The organism is Terrisporobacter muris (genome assembly GCF_024621905.1).
GTDB classification, from domain to species: domain Bacteria; phylum Bacillota; class Clostridia; order Peptostreptococcales; family Peptostreptococcaceae; genus Terrisporobacter; species Terrisporobacter muris.
In genome coordinates, this window is sequence record NZ_JANKBY010000054.1 from 1 (window position 1) to 16,046 (window position 16,046).

Annotated in this window: 11 protein-coding genes and 1 rRNA gene; all 12 read right to left on the minus strand. The window is 30.7% G+C overall.

The annotated features are described in order from the left end of the window. Positions 1-207 (minus strand): 16S ribosomal RNA (locus tag NSA58_RS06315); the annotation flags it as partial. Between the two features lie 543 nt (positions 208-750). After that, positions 751-4,353 carry an Ig-like domain-containing protein gene (locus NSA58_RS06320; RefSeq protein WP_257560264.1) on the minus strand — a complete coding sequence of 1,201 codons (3,603 nt, stop codon included), beginning with the start codon at positions 4,351-4,353 and terminating at the stop codon, positions 751-753. A gap of 234 nt (positions 4,354-4,587) precedes the next feature. After that, positions 4,588-6,558, minus strand: coding sequence for a [FeFe] hydrogenase, group A (locus NSA58_RS06325; RefSeq protein ID WP_257560265.1), 1,971 nt, complete (start codon positions 6,556-6,558; stop codon positions 4,588-4,590). Positions 6,559-6,756: 198 nt separating this feature from the next. Next, positions 6,757-7,608, minus strand: coding sequence for a class II fructose-1,6-bisphosphate aldolase (gene fba, locus NSA58_RS06330; RefSeq protein WP_039678010.1), 852 nt, complete (start codon positions 7,606-7,608; stop codon positions 6,757-6,759). A 12-nt stretch (positions 7,609-7,620) separates the two neighbouring features. Further along, complete coding sequence (locus NSA58_RS06335) at positions 7,621-9,483, minus strand: fructose-specific PTS transporter subunit EIIC (protein WP_257560266.1); 1,863 nt, start codon at positions 9,481-9,483, stop codon at positions 7,621-7,623. Positions 9,484-9,486: 3 nt separating this feature from the next. After that, positions 9,487-10,416, minus strand: coding sequence for a 1-phosphofructokinase (gene pfkB, locus NSA58_RS06340; protein ID WP_039678008.1), 930 nt, complete (start codon positions 10,414-10,416; stop codon positions 9,487-9,489). Between the two features lie 94 nt (positions 10,417-10,510). Next, complete coding sequence (locus NSA58_RS06345) at positions 10,511-11,263, minus strand: MurR/RpiR family transcriptional regulator (protein ID WP_039678007.1); 753 nt, start codon at positions 11,261-11,263, stop codon at positions 10,511-10,513. A gap of 105 nt (positions 11,264-11,368) precedes the next feature. Beyond that, on the minus strand, positions 11,369-12,424 hold the full coding sequence (locus NSA58_RS06350; RefSeq protein WP_039678006.1) for an ABC transporter substrate-binding protein: 1,056 nt from the start codon (positions 12,422-12,424) through the stop codon (positions 11,369-11,371). A gap of 24 nt (positions 12,425-12,448) precedes the next feature. Beyond that, a complete protein-coding gene (locus NSA58_RS06355) occupies positions 12,449-13,126 on the minus strand; it encodes an ABC transporter permease (RefSeq protein WP_139045057.1) in 678 nt (225 codons plus the stop codon). Positions 13,127-13,224: 98 nt separating this feature from the next. Beyond that, positions 13,225-14,076, minus strand: a complete 852-nt coding sequence (locus NSA58_RS06360) for an ABC transporter permease (RefSeq protein WP_074080102.1) — start codon at positions 14,074-14,076, stop codon at positions 13,225-13,227. Further along, a complete protein-coding gene (potA, locus tag NSA58_RS06365; RefSeq protein ID WP_039678003.1) occupies positions 14,069-15,130 on the minus strand; it encodes a spermidine/putrescine ABC transporter ATP-binding protein in 1,062 nt (353 codons plus the stop codon). The genes NSA58_RS06360 and potA overlap by 8 nt, the downstream gene beginning before the upstream one ends. A 112-nt stretch (positions 15,131-15,242) precedes the next feature. Then, entirely contained in the window at positions 15,243-15,782 is a 540-nt protein-coding gene (locus tag NSA58_RS06370; RefSeq protein ID WP_039678002.1) for a helix-turn-helix domain-containing protein, read from the minus strand. Between the last annotated feature and the right edge of the window lie 264 nt (positions 15,783-16,046).

Here is a 16,046-nt window from a genome sequence, read left to right on the forward strand (position 1 = left end):
CGCCGGAGCTTTGATAAGAGAAACATGCGAATCTCTTATGTTATCCTGTATTAGCATACCTTTCGGTATGTTATCCATGTGTATGAGGCAGGTTACCCACGCGTTACTCACCCGTCCGCCGCTCTTCACCGAAGTGAATCGCTCGACTTGCATGTGTTAGGCACGCCGCCAGCGTTCATCCTGAGCCAGGATCAAACTCTCATATAAAAATTCGCTTTCGCTCATTTCGCCAACGATCTTTCTTCACTATTGCTTCAGAAATATCCGTTGCTCAAAAGTTGTCCATTGCTCAGACTAATCATTATCTGAATATCTGGCTTGGTTTGTTTGTTGTTTCAGTTTAATTCTTAAAGAATTAATTTATTGTTAACCTACTGTTTAATTTTCAAAGTTCTTTGTTTGTTTCAGCTTCTTTATTCTATCAAAGCTATTTTTTTCTGTCAACACCTTTCTTAACTTTTAGTTTGCTAGGTGTTTGCCTCTTTCTTGAGGACATGTATAACTATATCATCATTATAGATATTGGTCAACAGTTTTTTTCATTTTTTATATTTTTATTTCTTTGTTTAATATGCATAGAACTTATTTGATATTTTCTATAGTTGTAATTCTGATTATAAAAAATTCACTTTTCTTGATCCGATGCGTGGTTTAGCCATTTTCATTTAAAGTAGCTTGTAATATAAAATAAGCTGAAATACAAGTTTATATTTCAGCTTATTACTTTACATATATTAGTTTATAACTATCTTATTTTCTATTTTTTCTAACAAAACATAATCCACCTAATGCTATTAAGCCCATTGCTAAATATCCAATTGATGAAGGATCTCCTGTTTGTACACTACTTCCATTTCCCGAAGAATTTTGGTTATTATTTCCGCCTTGATTATTACTTTGCTCATCATTATCATTTATGTCTCCATCTTGGTTCTGATCATCGTCTATGTCTTGGTCTTCATCTGTATCTTGATCATTGTCTGTATCTTGGTCTTCATCCCCAGGATTTGTTGATTCATCACCTTTTATAACTGTTTTAGTTACTTCTAAAGTATTGTATCCCTCTTTAGTCATTTTAACTAATACTATTTCTCCTTCTTCTAACCCTGGTATTTCAACTTCAAAAGTTCCATCTTCATTTACTGATCCATTTCCTATTAATACTCCATCAACATAAACTTCTATCTCAGCTCCTGCTTCTCCTTTACCTGTTACTACTTCGTCTATGGTTTTTATATCATTTACTTCTAATTCTTTTTCAAATTTTTCTAGAATTTGACTTAATGCATTGTTTAATTTTTCAATATTTTCTACAAAACCTTTTTGCTCATCTGTTAATGCATCGTATTTTTCTTTTACTGATAATACAGATTCATCGTCAGATTCAGTTATTTTTTCTGGTAATGCATTTATTAAATCATCAACTTCCTTAGCTTTTGCTAAATTTTCTTCTGCTTTAGATATGGCATTTTTTAATGATTCAACTTTTTCTTTTTCTGTTACATATAATTTCACTTCATCACTTAATTTGTTATATTTATCTAATTTAGCTTTAGCAGCTTCTAGTTTTTCTTTGTTATTGATATTTTCTATTACATAATCTCTTATAGAATTATCAAATTCATCTGCTGTAGCTATTTGTTCTATGTTTGCTTTGATTTTATTTAAATTCGCTACTGCTTCTTTATCTTCACTAAAATAGAATTTAGCTCTATCATTTAACTCTTTATGTCTTTTAACTAAAGATTTAGCAGTTTCTAATTTTTCTCTATCTATTGGTGTTTCTAGTTTTTTCACGTCTTGTGCAAGTTCTTTTGCCATTTGTTCATAAGCTTTTTCTTCATCTATTTCTAATAATATTTTATCTATCTCAGCTTTAGCACTTTTAACTTCTTCTTTAGATTTTTGAGAATCACTCATAGCATCATAAGCTGCTAAAAATGCTGTTACTTTATCTAAATCATCTTCAGTTGCAGGACTTGGGATGCTATCTAATATAGCTAATAAATTTTCAACTTCTAACTTATCAATTTCGCTTAAACTATTAGTTAATTTGTCTAATGTAGCTTGTGGCACTAATGCTTTTTGGTAAGAATCAAAGTTGTCATATGATTCTTTTAATCCTAGAACATATCCTCTAGCTTCTTGTGAAAAACCACCAGATAAATCAATTTCATTAACCTTTGAAACAAATTCATCTACAACTTTTTGATTTTCTTCTTTAATTGCTGCTATTGTTTTTTCAGCATCTATTAATATATTTAGGTTAGTAACTTTTTGTTTAAATTCATCACCTAAGTCTTCATAAGCTTTTCTAGCTTCTTTTACTTGTTCTTCTTTTGCTAAAGTAATTTCGCCTAAAGCATCTATTTTTTCCATTACTATTTTAGCAGGATTTTTCTTTACAGTTAGTGTTGCTGTTACTGTTTTACTTCCTATTTTGGCATTCACCTTTGTAGTTCCTACTTTTTTAGCTGTTAACATTCCATCTTCTGATATAGTAGCTACTGCTTTATCTTCTACTGACCAAGTTACTTTACCTAATTCACAACCTGGTGCACCTTTAACTTCTAATTGTTTAGTTTCATCATCATATAACTCTACATCATCTAATGTATAGTTAATTTGATCTTGCATATCATAAAGTGAAGATTTACCATCTAAGAATCTTTGATAAGCAACTAAAGCATACATTCCTTGATCTGTAGCCATAGCATCTGTATCCATATTTAGTACGTGTTTAAAACCACCGCCTTCACTATAGAATTGCATTAATCCTGTTAATAAATTACTTTCTTTTCCTGTCTCACTATTTACTTTTATAAATCTTTCATCTTCTAATGAATCTATTCCTAAAGCAGTAAGTGCTACTATAACTTGTGCTGTAGATTCACTATTCATTGTTCCCCAGCTATTATAAGCTCCGTTATCTAATTGTAATCTTGAAAGTTGAGTTAATCCTCTATCTACTGCAGCTTTTACTTTTTCATTAGTATTGTAATAAGGAGCTAAAGATTGAATAGCCATAGCAGTTATATCCGGATCTGGCACTTTACCTGTTAACGCCCAGCCACCTAGTTCTCCTGAGGTTTGAGTAATTTCTAGATTTAATATATAATCTATTAACATTTCTCTAGTAGTTTGAGTTTTTCCTTCTGCCGCTTTTGGTATATCATATCCCCTAGTATCTAATGCTATAAGTGCAAATATTGGTCCATTTATACCTTGCCTTTTAACTCCATTGAAGTCTGCAAGTGGTGCTACCATACTATATCCACCAACATCAGTAGCATCTAAACCTATTGAAGAGAACCCTAAAATAAGCCTAGAGTATTCTGTGTATTTAGCTGCATGAAGTTTTCCATTTTTACTTTTTACATACTCAACGACATTATCTTCGTATGTTTTGTAATATTTTTCTGGTACTTCTATTCCACCTCTTGCTAAACCTAGTACTGTCCATTCACCAGAAAACGTTCCAAATCCTGCTTCTGGTACAGTTTTTAACATATAAGATCCAGTTTCTTTTATTGCTTTAGAAACAGTTTGCTTTATTTTACCTTTTTCATAATTTTTTATGCTCGCTTGTAAATTTTTAGTTACAGATTTTACTTTTGCTTCTGTAGTTTCCATATCTTGAGCTACTTTCATAGCTTCATCATAAGCTTCTTTTACCTCTTTATTTTGAAGTAATTTTTCTTTATCAGCATTGCTATTCACTGTTGCTATAGCTGTAGTTAAATCATCCTTCACTGGTGGATTTACTAGTGCATCTCCACCACCCATAAATGTTGAACCTAAATCACTGCCATATCCCCACACTGTATATTGCCATCTCATTACGTCTCCGTCTTTTAGCTCATATTGACCTGCACCATAATTAGGAAACCAATTATTTACTGCATACATCCATCCTGACATAAAAGTATAATCAAACTCACCTAGCCAGTCATCTCTATCTCTTCCATATGGTTCATCACATTCCTTAAGAATATATTCTGGTATTTTAGCCTCTCTATGATCATTATCTTTTACACTTGCTAAATAGAATGATTGTCCTATTATACCCGAGTCATCATCTACGCTACCTGTATTTTCATAACTACCTTTGCCTAATTTTTCATCAAGCAATTTTGTTATTACCTTAGAACCTGTATCACCTTCATATATAGGTACTAAGACCGGCTCAATAATATAACCAAGTCCTAAAGTGAATTTTTCCATACTAACCGTAACATGTCCTATAGGTTTCTTTTCATCTGCATAAACATTTGGAACTTTTACAAAAAATGCTGAAATAGTAAGTATTAATGCTGTAAATACTGATATAAACCTTTTCAATACACTCTTCATCTCTTCTCCCCTTCTAACAATTTATTTTGTAACTATTTTGTTACAATTTAATTGTAATTGTATTCTCATGTCTATTCAGTATACTTTTTTAGCACTACTATGGTAGTACTACTTCTACATTACTACATCTAAAGTTAATTGTATTTCCAATAAAAAAGTACATCTATTTAAAATTTATAGATGTACTACTTTTTATTATTTATTTATTTTTAATAATCAAATCATATAAAAATTTTACATTTCATTATTCTTATTAATATTAAAATCTGACTTAGGTCTTACAAAATATCTAGTATGAAGTAATTCATGAGCCTTATGACTTAGTGGGTGGTCTAAATATTTATCATAAATAGCCTGTACTGCTGGATTTTCTTTTGAAACCCTTAACTCTTTACTTCTATCTATACTATTCAGTCCTTCCCCTCTATTTTTTATAACTTCATCCTTATTTTTTCTAACCTTAGGTTGACCACCGCCACCTATACATCCACCTGGACAAGCCATAATTTCTATAGCATGATAAAATTCTTCTCCACTTCTTATCTTATCAAGCATTTTTCCTGCTTCTTCTAATCCATGAGTAACACCTATTTTTAGTTTCAAATCTCCAACATTTACTTCACAAGATCTAAAGCCATCCCATCCTCTAAGAGATTCGAACTCTATCTTATCAAGTCTATTACCTGTCATGTTTTCTAAGGCAGTTCTAAGAGCTGATTCAATAACACCACCAGTTCTACCAAATATAATTCCTCCACCTGTATATTCTCCAAGTATTTGATCTATTTCTTCATCCTCAAGTTCTTTTAAATCAATTCCTGAATCTTGGAAGATTTTTATTAATTCTCTAGTAGTTATAACGTAGTCTACATCATAGTTAAGACCTCTCGAAAACTCTGGTCTTGAGGCTTCATATTTTTTTGCAATGCAAGGCATTATAGCCACAGAGGTTACTTCATCTCTTTTGTATCCTTTTTCTTTTGCCCAAATATCTTTTGCTACTGTTGCGAACATTTGCATAGGTGATTTGGCAGTGGATGGTACATCTAGCATATCTCCATAATTTTGTTCTATAAATTTAACCCACGCTGGACAACATGATGTTAGCATTGGTAATTTTACACTTTTATCACCTGCAAAATATCGCTCTAATCTATCTTGTAACTCAGCTGCTTCTTCCATTATTGTTAAGTCAGCAGCCCAAGTTGTATCAAATACATAGTCTACACCTAATTTTCTAAGCCCTGCTGCAAGTTTTTTCTCCACATTGTCTCCAGGACCAAATCCGAAAGCTTCTCCTATTGTAACTCTAACAGCAGGTGCCATTTGTGTTATTACCAGTTTATTTGGAGTAGACAAATCTCTTATAAATTTCAAAGTATTATCTCCTGCTGTTATAGCGTCCACTGGACAAGCAGATATACATCTACCACAATGAGTACATCTAGTATAATCAATATAATGTCGTTTTTTACGTTCTCCAGATATACAACTTACTGGACAAACTCTAGCACAAGCTCCACATCCTATACATTTTGTTGTTATAGTAAGTTTAATCAAGTTATTACATTGCATCGTATAACATTTGTTCTCTTCTATATGTTCACTAATTTCATCATAAAAGTTTATCAGAATTTCTTCCATGATACTATGTTCTTGATTTAAATCTTCTTTTATTTGTTCTGCTAAAGTTCTAAGTAAGTAAACATCCCTCATATTTGATTTGCCCTTACTTATTCTATCCAGTATTTTCCAAATTCTCTTTATTGGTTCTTTTACTTTAGCATAATTTTCTAAAGACTTTCCATTCTGCATCAGTCCTATTACTGAGTCTATATAGAACTTAGAATATTGAACTATACAATCTTCTTCTGATAATACATTTATTGCTCTAATATAGTTATCAAATAATTTAAAGTCTAACTCTTTATCTAGGTCTTCTTTAGATAAAAATCTTCCATAAGGTGGAACTCCAACGTGAGCTCCTTTGAAAGCTTTTTTGTCTAGTATACCCCCAGCTAACTCAATAATATCTGCAAGTGTAGCACCTTTAGGAACATCAACTATTCCACTGTTGTTTACTCTCCCACATATAGCCACTTTTCTTTCACTGCTGTCAGTCATATTTTTTAATTCTTCTTCACTAAATACAGAAAAAACAGACCCTCTATTACTATGTAACATAGTTGGCTTAGTATTTGTCATATAATCCACTCCTTTTTACACTTATGCTTAAATTATGCTACTTTCCCACATTATATACTTAAAAAATTTTTTTTACAATTACATCCAAAATAGTTGGAATATTATATTTATATATAAGTTCCTTACAATTAAAAAACTGGTATAAATAAGGTATTATTCCTCTCATTTATACCAGCTTCTATATGGATTTAGGTATTATTAATTAGCTTGTCCTGCACTTTTTACAACTATTATTTTTGATTTAACATATTCTTTTACTTCTTCTCTACCTTGAGAGTTGTATTTTTTAGGATCTATTGTATCAGGGTTTGCATCTAATACTTTTTTAACTCCTTTTGTAAAAGCTATTCTTAAATCTGTTGCATAGTTTACTTTACATATTCCTCTATTTACACATTCTGTAACTACTTCATCAGGCACACCAGATGTTCCATGAAGCACTAGCGGAATATCTACAACTTCTTTTATTTGTGATAATCTATCTAAATCTAGCTTAGGTTCTCCTTTGTAAACTCCATGAGCAGTACCTATTGAAACTGCTAATGAATCAACATTAGTTTTTTCAACAAACTCTTTAGCCTCTAAAGGATCAGTGTATCCACCTTCTCCTCCATCTAAATCATCTTCTTTTCCACCAACTTTTCCAAGCTCTGCTTCTACTGGAACATTTCCACTTTTACAAACTTCTACTACAGATTTTGTCAAAGCTATATTGTCTTCAAAACTTCCATGAGAACCATCTATCATTATTGATGTATAACCAGTTCTGTAAGCCTTCATTGCTAATTCAAAGCTATTTCCATGGTCTAAGTGTATTGCCACTGGAACAGTAGCTTTCTCAGCTGCTACTTTTACATTTGCATAAAAGTAGTCAAAATCTGCATATTTTACTGTTGAAGGTGTTGTTTGCATTATTACTGGAGACTTTAACTCCTGCGCTGCACTTACAACTGCCATTACCATTTCCATATTTTCCACATTAAATGCTCCTACTGCATATCCATTTTTTTGAGCATCTAATAACATTTCTTTTGTCGTAACTAAAGCCATTTTTTCTCTCCTTTATCCCAATAAACCAACTATTTCTCTTTCATTTTTACTTGCTAATATTTGGTCAACATATTCTTTTTCCATTAAGTTTTGAGCTAGTGAAGATAAAGTTCTTAAGTGTAAGTCGTTATCTCCTTCTCCTGCTGCTATCATAAATATTAAATGAACTGGTTTTCCGTCAATAGAATCAAATTCAAAACCTTTTTTAGATATACCTACAGCAACCCTTGGTTTTACTACTGACTTAGTTTTAGCATGAGGTATTGCTACACCATTTCCAAATCCAGTTGAACCACTTTCTTCTCTTTTATTTATTTCTGCTAAAAATTCTTCTTTATTAGTTAAAACACCATCTTTGTATAATAAGTCAGTCATTTCTTTTAAAACTTCTTCTTTTGTACTACCTTTTAATTCTAAAGCTACAGTGTTTTCACTATATAAAGATGCTACTACTGTATCTAATCCTTGAGCAGAAACTACTTCTTTTATTTTATTTTCTTCTTTAACTTCTACTTTTGGTGTTACTAATACATAAAGTAGCGCACCTACTGCAGAACCTGCTAATATACAAGCTACCCACATCATTGGTTTATTTACTAATCCTAAGATTAAGAACCCACCATGAGGAGCTGGAACTTCTATTTTCATCATGTAAGTTAATATTGCTGATACTGATGAACCTATCATTAATACTGGTATAACTTTTAATGGATTTTTAGCTGCAAATGGTATTGCACCTTCTGTTATATGAGTAAATCCAAGTACATAGTTTAATAAACCTGCTGTACGATCATCTTCTGTAAATCTATCTTTTTTAAATGTTGCTGCAAGAGCTATTACAAGTGGTGGAGTTATACAAGCTGCTGAAACACCTGCCATAAATAAGTAGTTACCTTGAGCTAATAACATAGTCCCTGTAACATAAGCTGCTTTGTTTACTGGTCCACCCATATCAAAAGCTGACATACATCCTATTACTAATCCAAGTACTATTGGGCTTGATTCTTGCATTCCTGCTAAGAAGTTCATCATACTTTCATTAAGCGCTGAACAAGGTCCACCTAAAGCGACCATTAAAAGTCCTGATGCAAATACTGTTATTATAGGAACTATAAATATTGATTTTAAACCTTCTAGTTGTCTTGGAAGTTTTCTTAAACTATTAACTATTAATAATGTGAAATAACCTGCGAAGAAACCACCGATTATACCACCGATAAATCCTGAACCATTATCATTTGCCATCATACCTGCCACAAAACCTGCCAGCATCCCTGGTCTTCCTGCTATTGATTGAGCTATGAAAGCTGTAAGAACTGGAACCATAAGACCCATGGAGAATCCACCAATAGATTTTATTGTTGCTGCTATTACATTATATGATTCATGAGTTGGATCAAATGAGAATATCCCCCATAAGAATGATATTGCCGTAAGTACACCACCTGCTACAACCAAAGGAAGCATGTGAGATACACCATTCATTAAATGTTTGTATATTTGACGCCCAATAGAAACCTTTTCCTCAGTTTCATTACTTCTTCTAGCATTACCTTTTCTTATAGGTGCTTTATTATCTAAACATCTTTGTATTAATTCTTCAGCTTTGTTTATTCCATCACTTACAGAAACTTCAATAACTGGCTTTCCGTTGAATCTATCCATATCAACGTTTTTGTCACAAGCTACTATTATGGCATCTGCTTGTTCTATTTCTCTTGCTGTCAGAGCATTTTCCACACCTATTGCTCCATTTGTTTCTACTTTTATTTCACAACCCAATTCTTTAGCTGCAACTTTTAAGGCTTTTTCAGCCATAAAAGTATGTGCAATTCCTGTTGGACAACCTGTAACTGCTAATATCTTTTTACTCATAGATTATTCCACCCTCCTGATTTTAATTTCATTCATGTATTCTTCAACCTTTTTTAAATCCCCTATGGCGTTACTTTCAGCCACATTGGCTCCTGTTGCCGATGCTCTTTTTAGTGCATGTTCAATGTTTGCCTCATTGTTAACATCCTCAAGCCATATACTTAAAAATCCTGCTAATGCTGAGTCACCTGCACATGCTGAACTTAAAAGTTTTACCTTATGAGCACTTGCATAGTAGATATTTTTTCCATTATAAAAATAAGACCCTTTTTCACCTAGAGTTAAGAAAATATTCTCTGCTCCTTGTTCATGTAAATATTTTAGAACATCTTTTATATCTTCTTCATCTCTAACAATAATCCCAAAAATATCTGCTATTTCTTCATCATTTGGTTTAATTAAAAATGGTTTATATTTTAATAGACATTTTAGTTTTGGTGAGCTAATGTCTAGTATTACCTTTATATTCTTTTTCTCACAAATCCTTAGTATCTCTTCATAATAAGATGTGTCTATTCCTGGTGGAAGACTTCCACTTATGGATAAATACTCAAGATCCTCAAAATTTTCTATCATTCGTAACATTTGTTCTTGCTTTTGCTTTTCAACAAAAGAACCTGAGTTAACAAACTTAAATTCTCCTTCACCATCATTAAGAAAAATATTTATTCTTGTTGTATCTTCTACTTCCACTGGGAAAATTTCTATCCCTTTCTTTCTTGTTTCATCAACAATATATTTTCCTGAGAAACCACCAAAGAATCCAAGTACTTTCGAATCTACTCCAAAATGTTTAAGTACAAAACTTACATTTAACCCCTTTCCATTTGGTGAATACACCACATCATGGGTTCTATTTACAATTTTTCTTTCTATTGAATTAGTACACATATTCATGTCTATGGCAGGATTTGTAGTTAAAGTATAAATCATTTATCTTTCCTCCCTTTATCTTATAAATCAATTATAAAAAAAAATAGAATGAAAATCTTTTCATAATATGAAAATAATTTCCACTCCCTTTATACTATTTTTCCAATTCTAAATTTGCAGCCATATAATCAATTATAATTCTAGACATCATAAATAGAGAAACTCTAGAGGATACTTCGAACTTTTTAATAGAAACGTGATTGTGCTTAAATCCTATTAAATTGTAGTGTGAATGTTCCAAAAGTGATGATGTTTCACTGCAACAGCACGTTATAACCTTAGCACCACATAAATTTGTATTCTTTGCAGATTCTATAAGCTCATAAGTCTCTCCATTCAATGAAAATATGAAAACTACCTCATCAGAACTTAAATTTTTAGTTTTTATTTGCATAATATTAGGATCATCTATGAAAATAGCATTGCATCCTAATAACTGAAGTTTTAAAGTAAATTCTTCCCCCACATATTCAGTAAGACCTCTCGCCAATACATATATTCTCTTGGCCTTTGCTAAACAATTTATAATATTTAATACATTCTTAACAGATATTCTATCTACAACTTGTCTAGCTTCTACGAAAGATTTGTTGATAATTTCACCCATATTTTGAATTTCATCATCATTATTTTTAGATGTAAGTCTATATCTAAGTTCATTGAAACCATTTACTCCACATTTTCTAATAGCTCTAGAAACAGTAGCAGGCGATGAATAAGTATCAAAAGCTATATCTACAATAGATAGCTGAGACATTCTTTCTTCATTATCATTTATAAATTTTATAATTTCACTCTCTGTCTTTGTAAGACTTTGCATTATTTCTTTATTTAATTCTATTAACATATGACTCCCCCTCTCATGATGAATATTTTTTATTATAACATATACTTCTTCAATATAAAAAATAGATGAAAATATAATTTATATTTTCATCTATTTCCACACATACTATTGAGATTTTATTTGTGTCCAAGCATCATCATATAATTTTAATACATCTGATGGTAAGTTTAAGAATGTTTCACATTTTTCTAAAACCTTATCACTTGGATATGCATTAGGGTCATTTTTAAGCTTATCACTTAATAACTCAAATGCTGCTTTATTTGGTGTAGAGTATTGGATATACTCAACATTTTGTGCTGCATTTTTTCCATCTAACATGAAGTTTATAAATTGTTCAGCTTCTTTTTGATTTTCTGCAGTTTTTGGTATACACATAGCATCTATCCATTGGTTTGTTCCTGTTTCAGGTATATAATACCCTAAATCTGGGTTTTCTTCCATCATTACAGATGCATCACCCGAATAATATATTCCCATAGCAGCATCTCCTGCCATTAATCTATCTTTTCCATCATCATTTACATAAGCTTGAATTAATGGTAATTGTTCTATTAATAAGTTTTTAGCTTCTTCTATTTCTTTTTTATCTTTAGTATTTATTGAGTACCCTAGCTTCATTAAAGCAATACCCATAGTATCTCTAACAGAGTCTAACATTTGAATTTGACCTTCATATTTTTTATTCCAAAGTATATCCCAGTTTTGTAAATCTTTTTCATCTACTTTAGTCTTGTTATACACTATACCAAATGTTCCCCATAAGTAAGGAATACTATATTTGTTGTTTTTATCATACTCAGTAGTTTTAAAATTATCCATCATATTTTTTTCATAATTTGGTATATTTGAATAATTTATTTCATTTAACATATCTTCTTCTTTTAATTTTTCTACCATATAATCTGATGGGAATATTAAATCATAATTACTACTTCCACTTTTAAGTTTTTGGTACATAGCTTCATTAGTATCATAAGTCTCATATACTACTTTTATTCCTGTTTCATCTTCAAATTTTGTTATAAGATCTTCATCTATATAATCTCCAACATTATATATATTTAAAACTTCATTTGATTTAGACCCTCCACATCCTACTAATATAGATGCAGTCATTACAAAAGTTAATACTAATGCAGATATTTTTTTAAATTTCATATTTTATCCTCCCTTATTCTTATACTAATTACTTGTCGCCTTTTTATTTTGTGTTATATTAGATAAAACTAATAATATAAGAACACTTATAAACATTATTGTAGATAATGCATTTATTTCTGGCGATATACCTCTTCTTGTCATTGAGTATACTTCTATTGCTAAGTTTGTTACACCGTTTCCTGTTGTAAAGAAACTTATAACAAAATCATCAATCGACATTGTGAATGCTATAATCATCCCTGATATTATACCTGGTTTTATTTGTGGTAATACTACTTTTCTAAGTGCATACCAAGGTGTTGCTCCTAAATCTAAGGCTGCTTCTTCAATATTTGCTGGTAATTGTTTTAATTTTGGTAAAACAGAAAGTATTACATAAGGTATATTGAAAACTATATGAGATAATAGCATTGTAGTAAATCCAAATTCCATATTAATAAATACAAATAATGACATTAATGCCACCCCTGTTACTATATCTGGATTTAATACTGGCAAATAGTTTATATTTAATAATAATCCTCTTACCTTACCTTGTCTCATCTTATGTATACCAATTGCTGTAATTGTTCCAACTATCGTGGCTATTATTGATGCTACTACTGCTACTAATAAAGTATAATATAGAGCATCCATTATTCTAGAATTATCCAATAATTTTTCATACCATTTTAATGAAAATCCACTCCATTTAGCCATGGATTTTGATTCATTAAATGAAAATACTCCTAGTGTTATTATTGGTAGATATAAAAATATATACACTAGAGTTAAATATATATTTGATGTGAATTTCTTTATAATAGTAATCCACCGCCTTCCTTCTCTGAATCGTCACTAAATCTATTCATTATTGCCATAGTAATTAAGATTACTATCATCATGAATAAAGATATAGCTGAGCCAAAATGCCAATCTCCAACTGACATAAATTGTTGTTCTATTAAGTTACCTATTAACATAAATTGACCACCACCTAGTAATTTAGAAATTACGAAGGTAGACACTGCTGGCATAAATACCATCGTTATTCCCGAAACTACTCCTGGCATACTAAGTGGAAATATAATTTTAGAAAACACTTGTCTTCCATTAGCACCTAGATCTTTGGCCGCATTTATTAAATCTTGATCCATTTTTGATAATACTGTATATATAGGTAATATCATAAATGGTAAGAAATTATAGACCATACCTAAAAGTACTGCTGCATCTGTATATAAAACATTAACTGAATTTAATCCTATTGCATTTAAAACTGTATTTAGTATTCCTTCTCTACCAAGAATTGCTGACCATGCATAAGTTCTAAGTAAAAAATTCATCCACATTGGTATTATAGCAAGCATTAATAAGATATTTTGTCTAGATGCTTTTGATTTAGATATTATATAGGCTGTGGGATATCCAACCAACAAACATAGTATTGTTGATATTACAGCCAGTCTTATTGATCTCCAAAATACTTTAAAATATAGTGGATTCATTAATTCCTTAAAGTTTTCTAAACTGAAAACATAAGCTCCACCTTCCATTTTTGTAAAACCAAAGAATACAATTAGAAATAAAGGAATTACTATGAATAATGCACTCCATAAAATATATGGAGATGTTATCTTTAAGCCTAACTTATCATTTCTCTTACTCATTTGAATCATCATCCCCTATTTTCTTCATGATATGTATATCTTCTGGATATATATCCATACCTAATTCACTTCCAACTTCTGCTGACTTAGTATTATGAAGTAACCATGTTAACCCACATGATTCAACTGTCATTTCATAGTGAACACCTTTGAACACACAAGAAGTAACTTCACCTTTTAACATTCCTTCTTCTGGTTTCACCATTTTTATATCTTCTGGTCTTATTACTATTTCTATAGCTTCATCTTTTTCAAATCCTTTATCCACACAGTCAAAGTTTCTTCCACAGAATTCAACTAAGAAATCTTCATGCATTATACCGTCCATTATGTTACTTTCACCTATAAATCTAGCAACAAAAGCATTTTCTGGCTCATTATATATATCTTCTGGAGTTCCCATTTGTTGTATTTTACCTTTATTCATAACAACTATAGTATCTGACATTGATAATGCTTCCTCTTGGTCATGAGTAACAAATATAAATGTTATCCCTAATTGTTGTTGTATATTTTTAAGTTCCCTTTGCATTTCTTGTCTTAATTTTAAATCTAATGCTCCTAAAGGTTCATCTAATAAAAGAACTTTTGGCTCATTTACTAAGGCTCTTGCTATGGCAATTCTTTGTTGTTGACCACCACTTAGCGAATCTATGCTTCTATTTTCGAATCCTGGAAGTGCAACAAGTTTAAGCATTTTTTTAACTTTTTCATCTATAGTTTTTTTATCTATTTTTTTAATTTTTAATCCAAATGCTATATTTTCATATACATTCATATGAGGGAATAAAGCGTATTTTTGGAAAACTGTATTTACTGGTCTTTCATATGGTGGTATTTCATTTACATCTTTCCCTTGGAATAAAACTTTTCCATCATCAGCAAATTCAAAACCAGCTATTATTTTTAAAGTCGTTGTCTTTCCACACCCACTTGGTCCAAGCAATGTTAAGAACTCATTCTTTTTTATATCTAAATTTAAGTCTTTTAAGACTACATTATCTTCATATTGTTTAGTTATATTTTTTAATTCAATTATGTTCTCTTGTTTCAAATGTAAACACCTCTTTTATTCTTTAAAATTCGCTTCACTCATAACGCCAACGAGTTTATCTCGCTACCGCTTCGATTAACTACGTTGCTTAAAATTCGCTTCACTCAGCCTATTAAAACATTGGTGGGGAACTTACCCAAACCACTCTTGCCTCTTTTTTACCTGGATTGGAAATATAATGATTAGCTCTAGGTTTAAAGTAGAAACTTTCACCTTTTCTTACTTTATTTTTTTTATCTCCTAAATGAAGGAAAATTGAGCCTGCTAAAACATATCCAAATTCTTCACCTTCATGAGGCTTATCTTCTTTATATTGTCCACCTGGTTGTAAAGTTATTATAATGGGCTCCATCTCATTTTTCTGTGAGTTTGGAACTAACCATTTTAATGTATATTTTAAATCTTCATCTTCTGTTTCAAACATATCATCTTTTGTAAAGGTAATTTTTTCATCACTTATTTCATTAAAAAATTCCCTTAAATTCGTTCCTAAAATATCTAATATATCTATTAATGTTGCAATAGAGGGTGACGTTAAATTATTTTCAAGTTGAGATATAAAGCCCTTTGATAATTCACATCTATTAGCCAGTTCTTCCTGGGTCAGCTGCTTTTCTATTCTCATACGTTTAATTTTTCCACCTATATCCATAGTAACACCTCCTCTTTTTTATCGTTTAATTTTTAAGTTTATGTCAATTTTGGTTTTTATTATTAGTAAATTTTAAGTTTAATATATTCAACTCATTTTTTTATTTCCCATGTTATTATATGTAAACATTAAGTTTATATTTTCTAAACAACAATAGCTATTATATAAAATTATGAAGCACATTTCAATAGTTTTTTCGTTTTTTTTAATTTTTTTATTAAACTCTAAAGTCCTTCAAATAGCTTGTTTTTATTATTTTTATAG

Coding starts and splice junctions, on each gene's coding strand:
- NSA58_RS06320 (WP_257560264.1), bottom strand. CDS start 4,353: ATGAAGAGTGTATTGAAAAGGTTTATATCAGTATTTACAGCATTAATA.
- NSA58_RS06325 (WP_257560265.1), bottom strand. CDS start 6,558: ATGACAAATACTAAGCCAACTATGTTACATAGTAATAGAGGGTCTGTT.
- fba (WP_039678010.1), bottom strand. CDS start 7,608: ATGGCTTTAGTTACGACAAAAGAAATGTTATTAGATGCTCAAAAAAAT.
- NSA58_RS06335 (WP_257560266.1), bottom strand. CDS start 9,483: ATGAGTAAAAAGATATTAGCAGTTACAGGTTGTCCAACAGGAATTGCA.
- pfkB (WP_039678008.1), bottom strand. CDS start 10,416: ATGATTTATACTTTAACTACAAATCCTGCCATAGACATGAATATGTGT.
- NSA58_RS06345 (WP_039678007.1), bottom strand. CDS start 11,263: ATGTTAATAGAATTAAATAAAGAAATAATGCAAAGTCTTACAAAGACA.
- NSA58_RS06350 (WP_039678006.1), bottom strand. CDS start 12,424: ATGAAATTTAAAAAAATATCTGCATTAGTATTAACTTTTGTAATGACT.
- NSA58_RS06355 (WP_139045057.1), bottom strand. CDS start 13,126: ATGGCTAAATGGAGTGGATTTTCATTAAAATGGTATGAAAAATTATTG.
- NSA58_RS06360 (WP_074080102.1), bottom strand. CDS start 14,076: ATGAGTAAGAGAAATGATAAGTTAGGCTTAAAGATAACATCTCCATAT.
- NSA58_RS06370 (WP_039678002.1), bottom strand. CDS start 15,782: ATGGATATAGGTGGAAAAATTAAACGTATGAGAATAGAAAAGCAGCTG.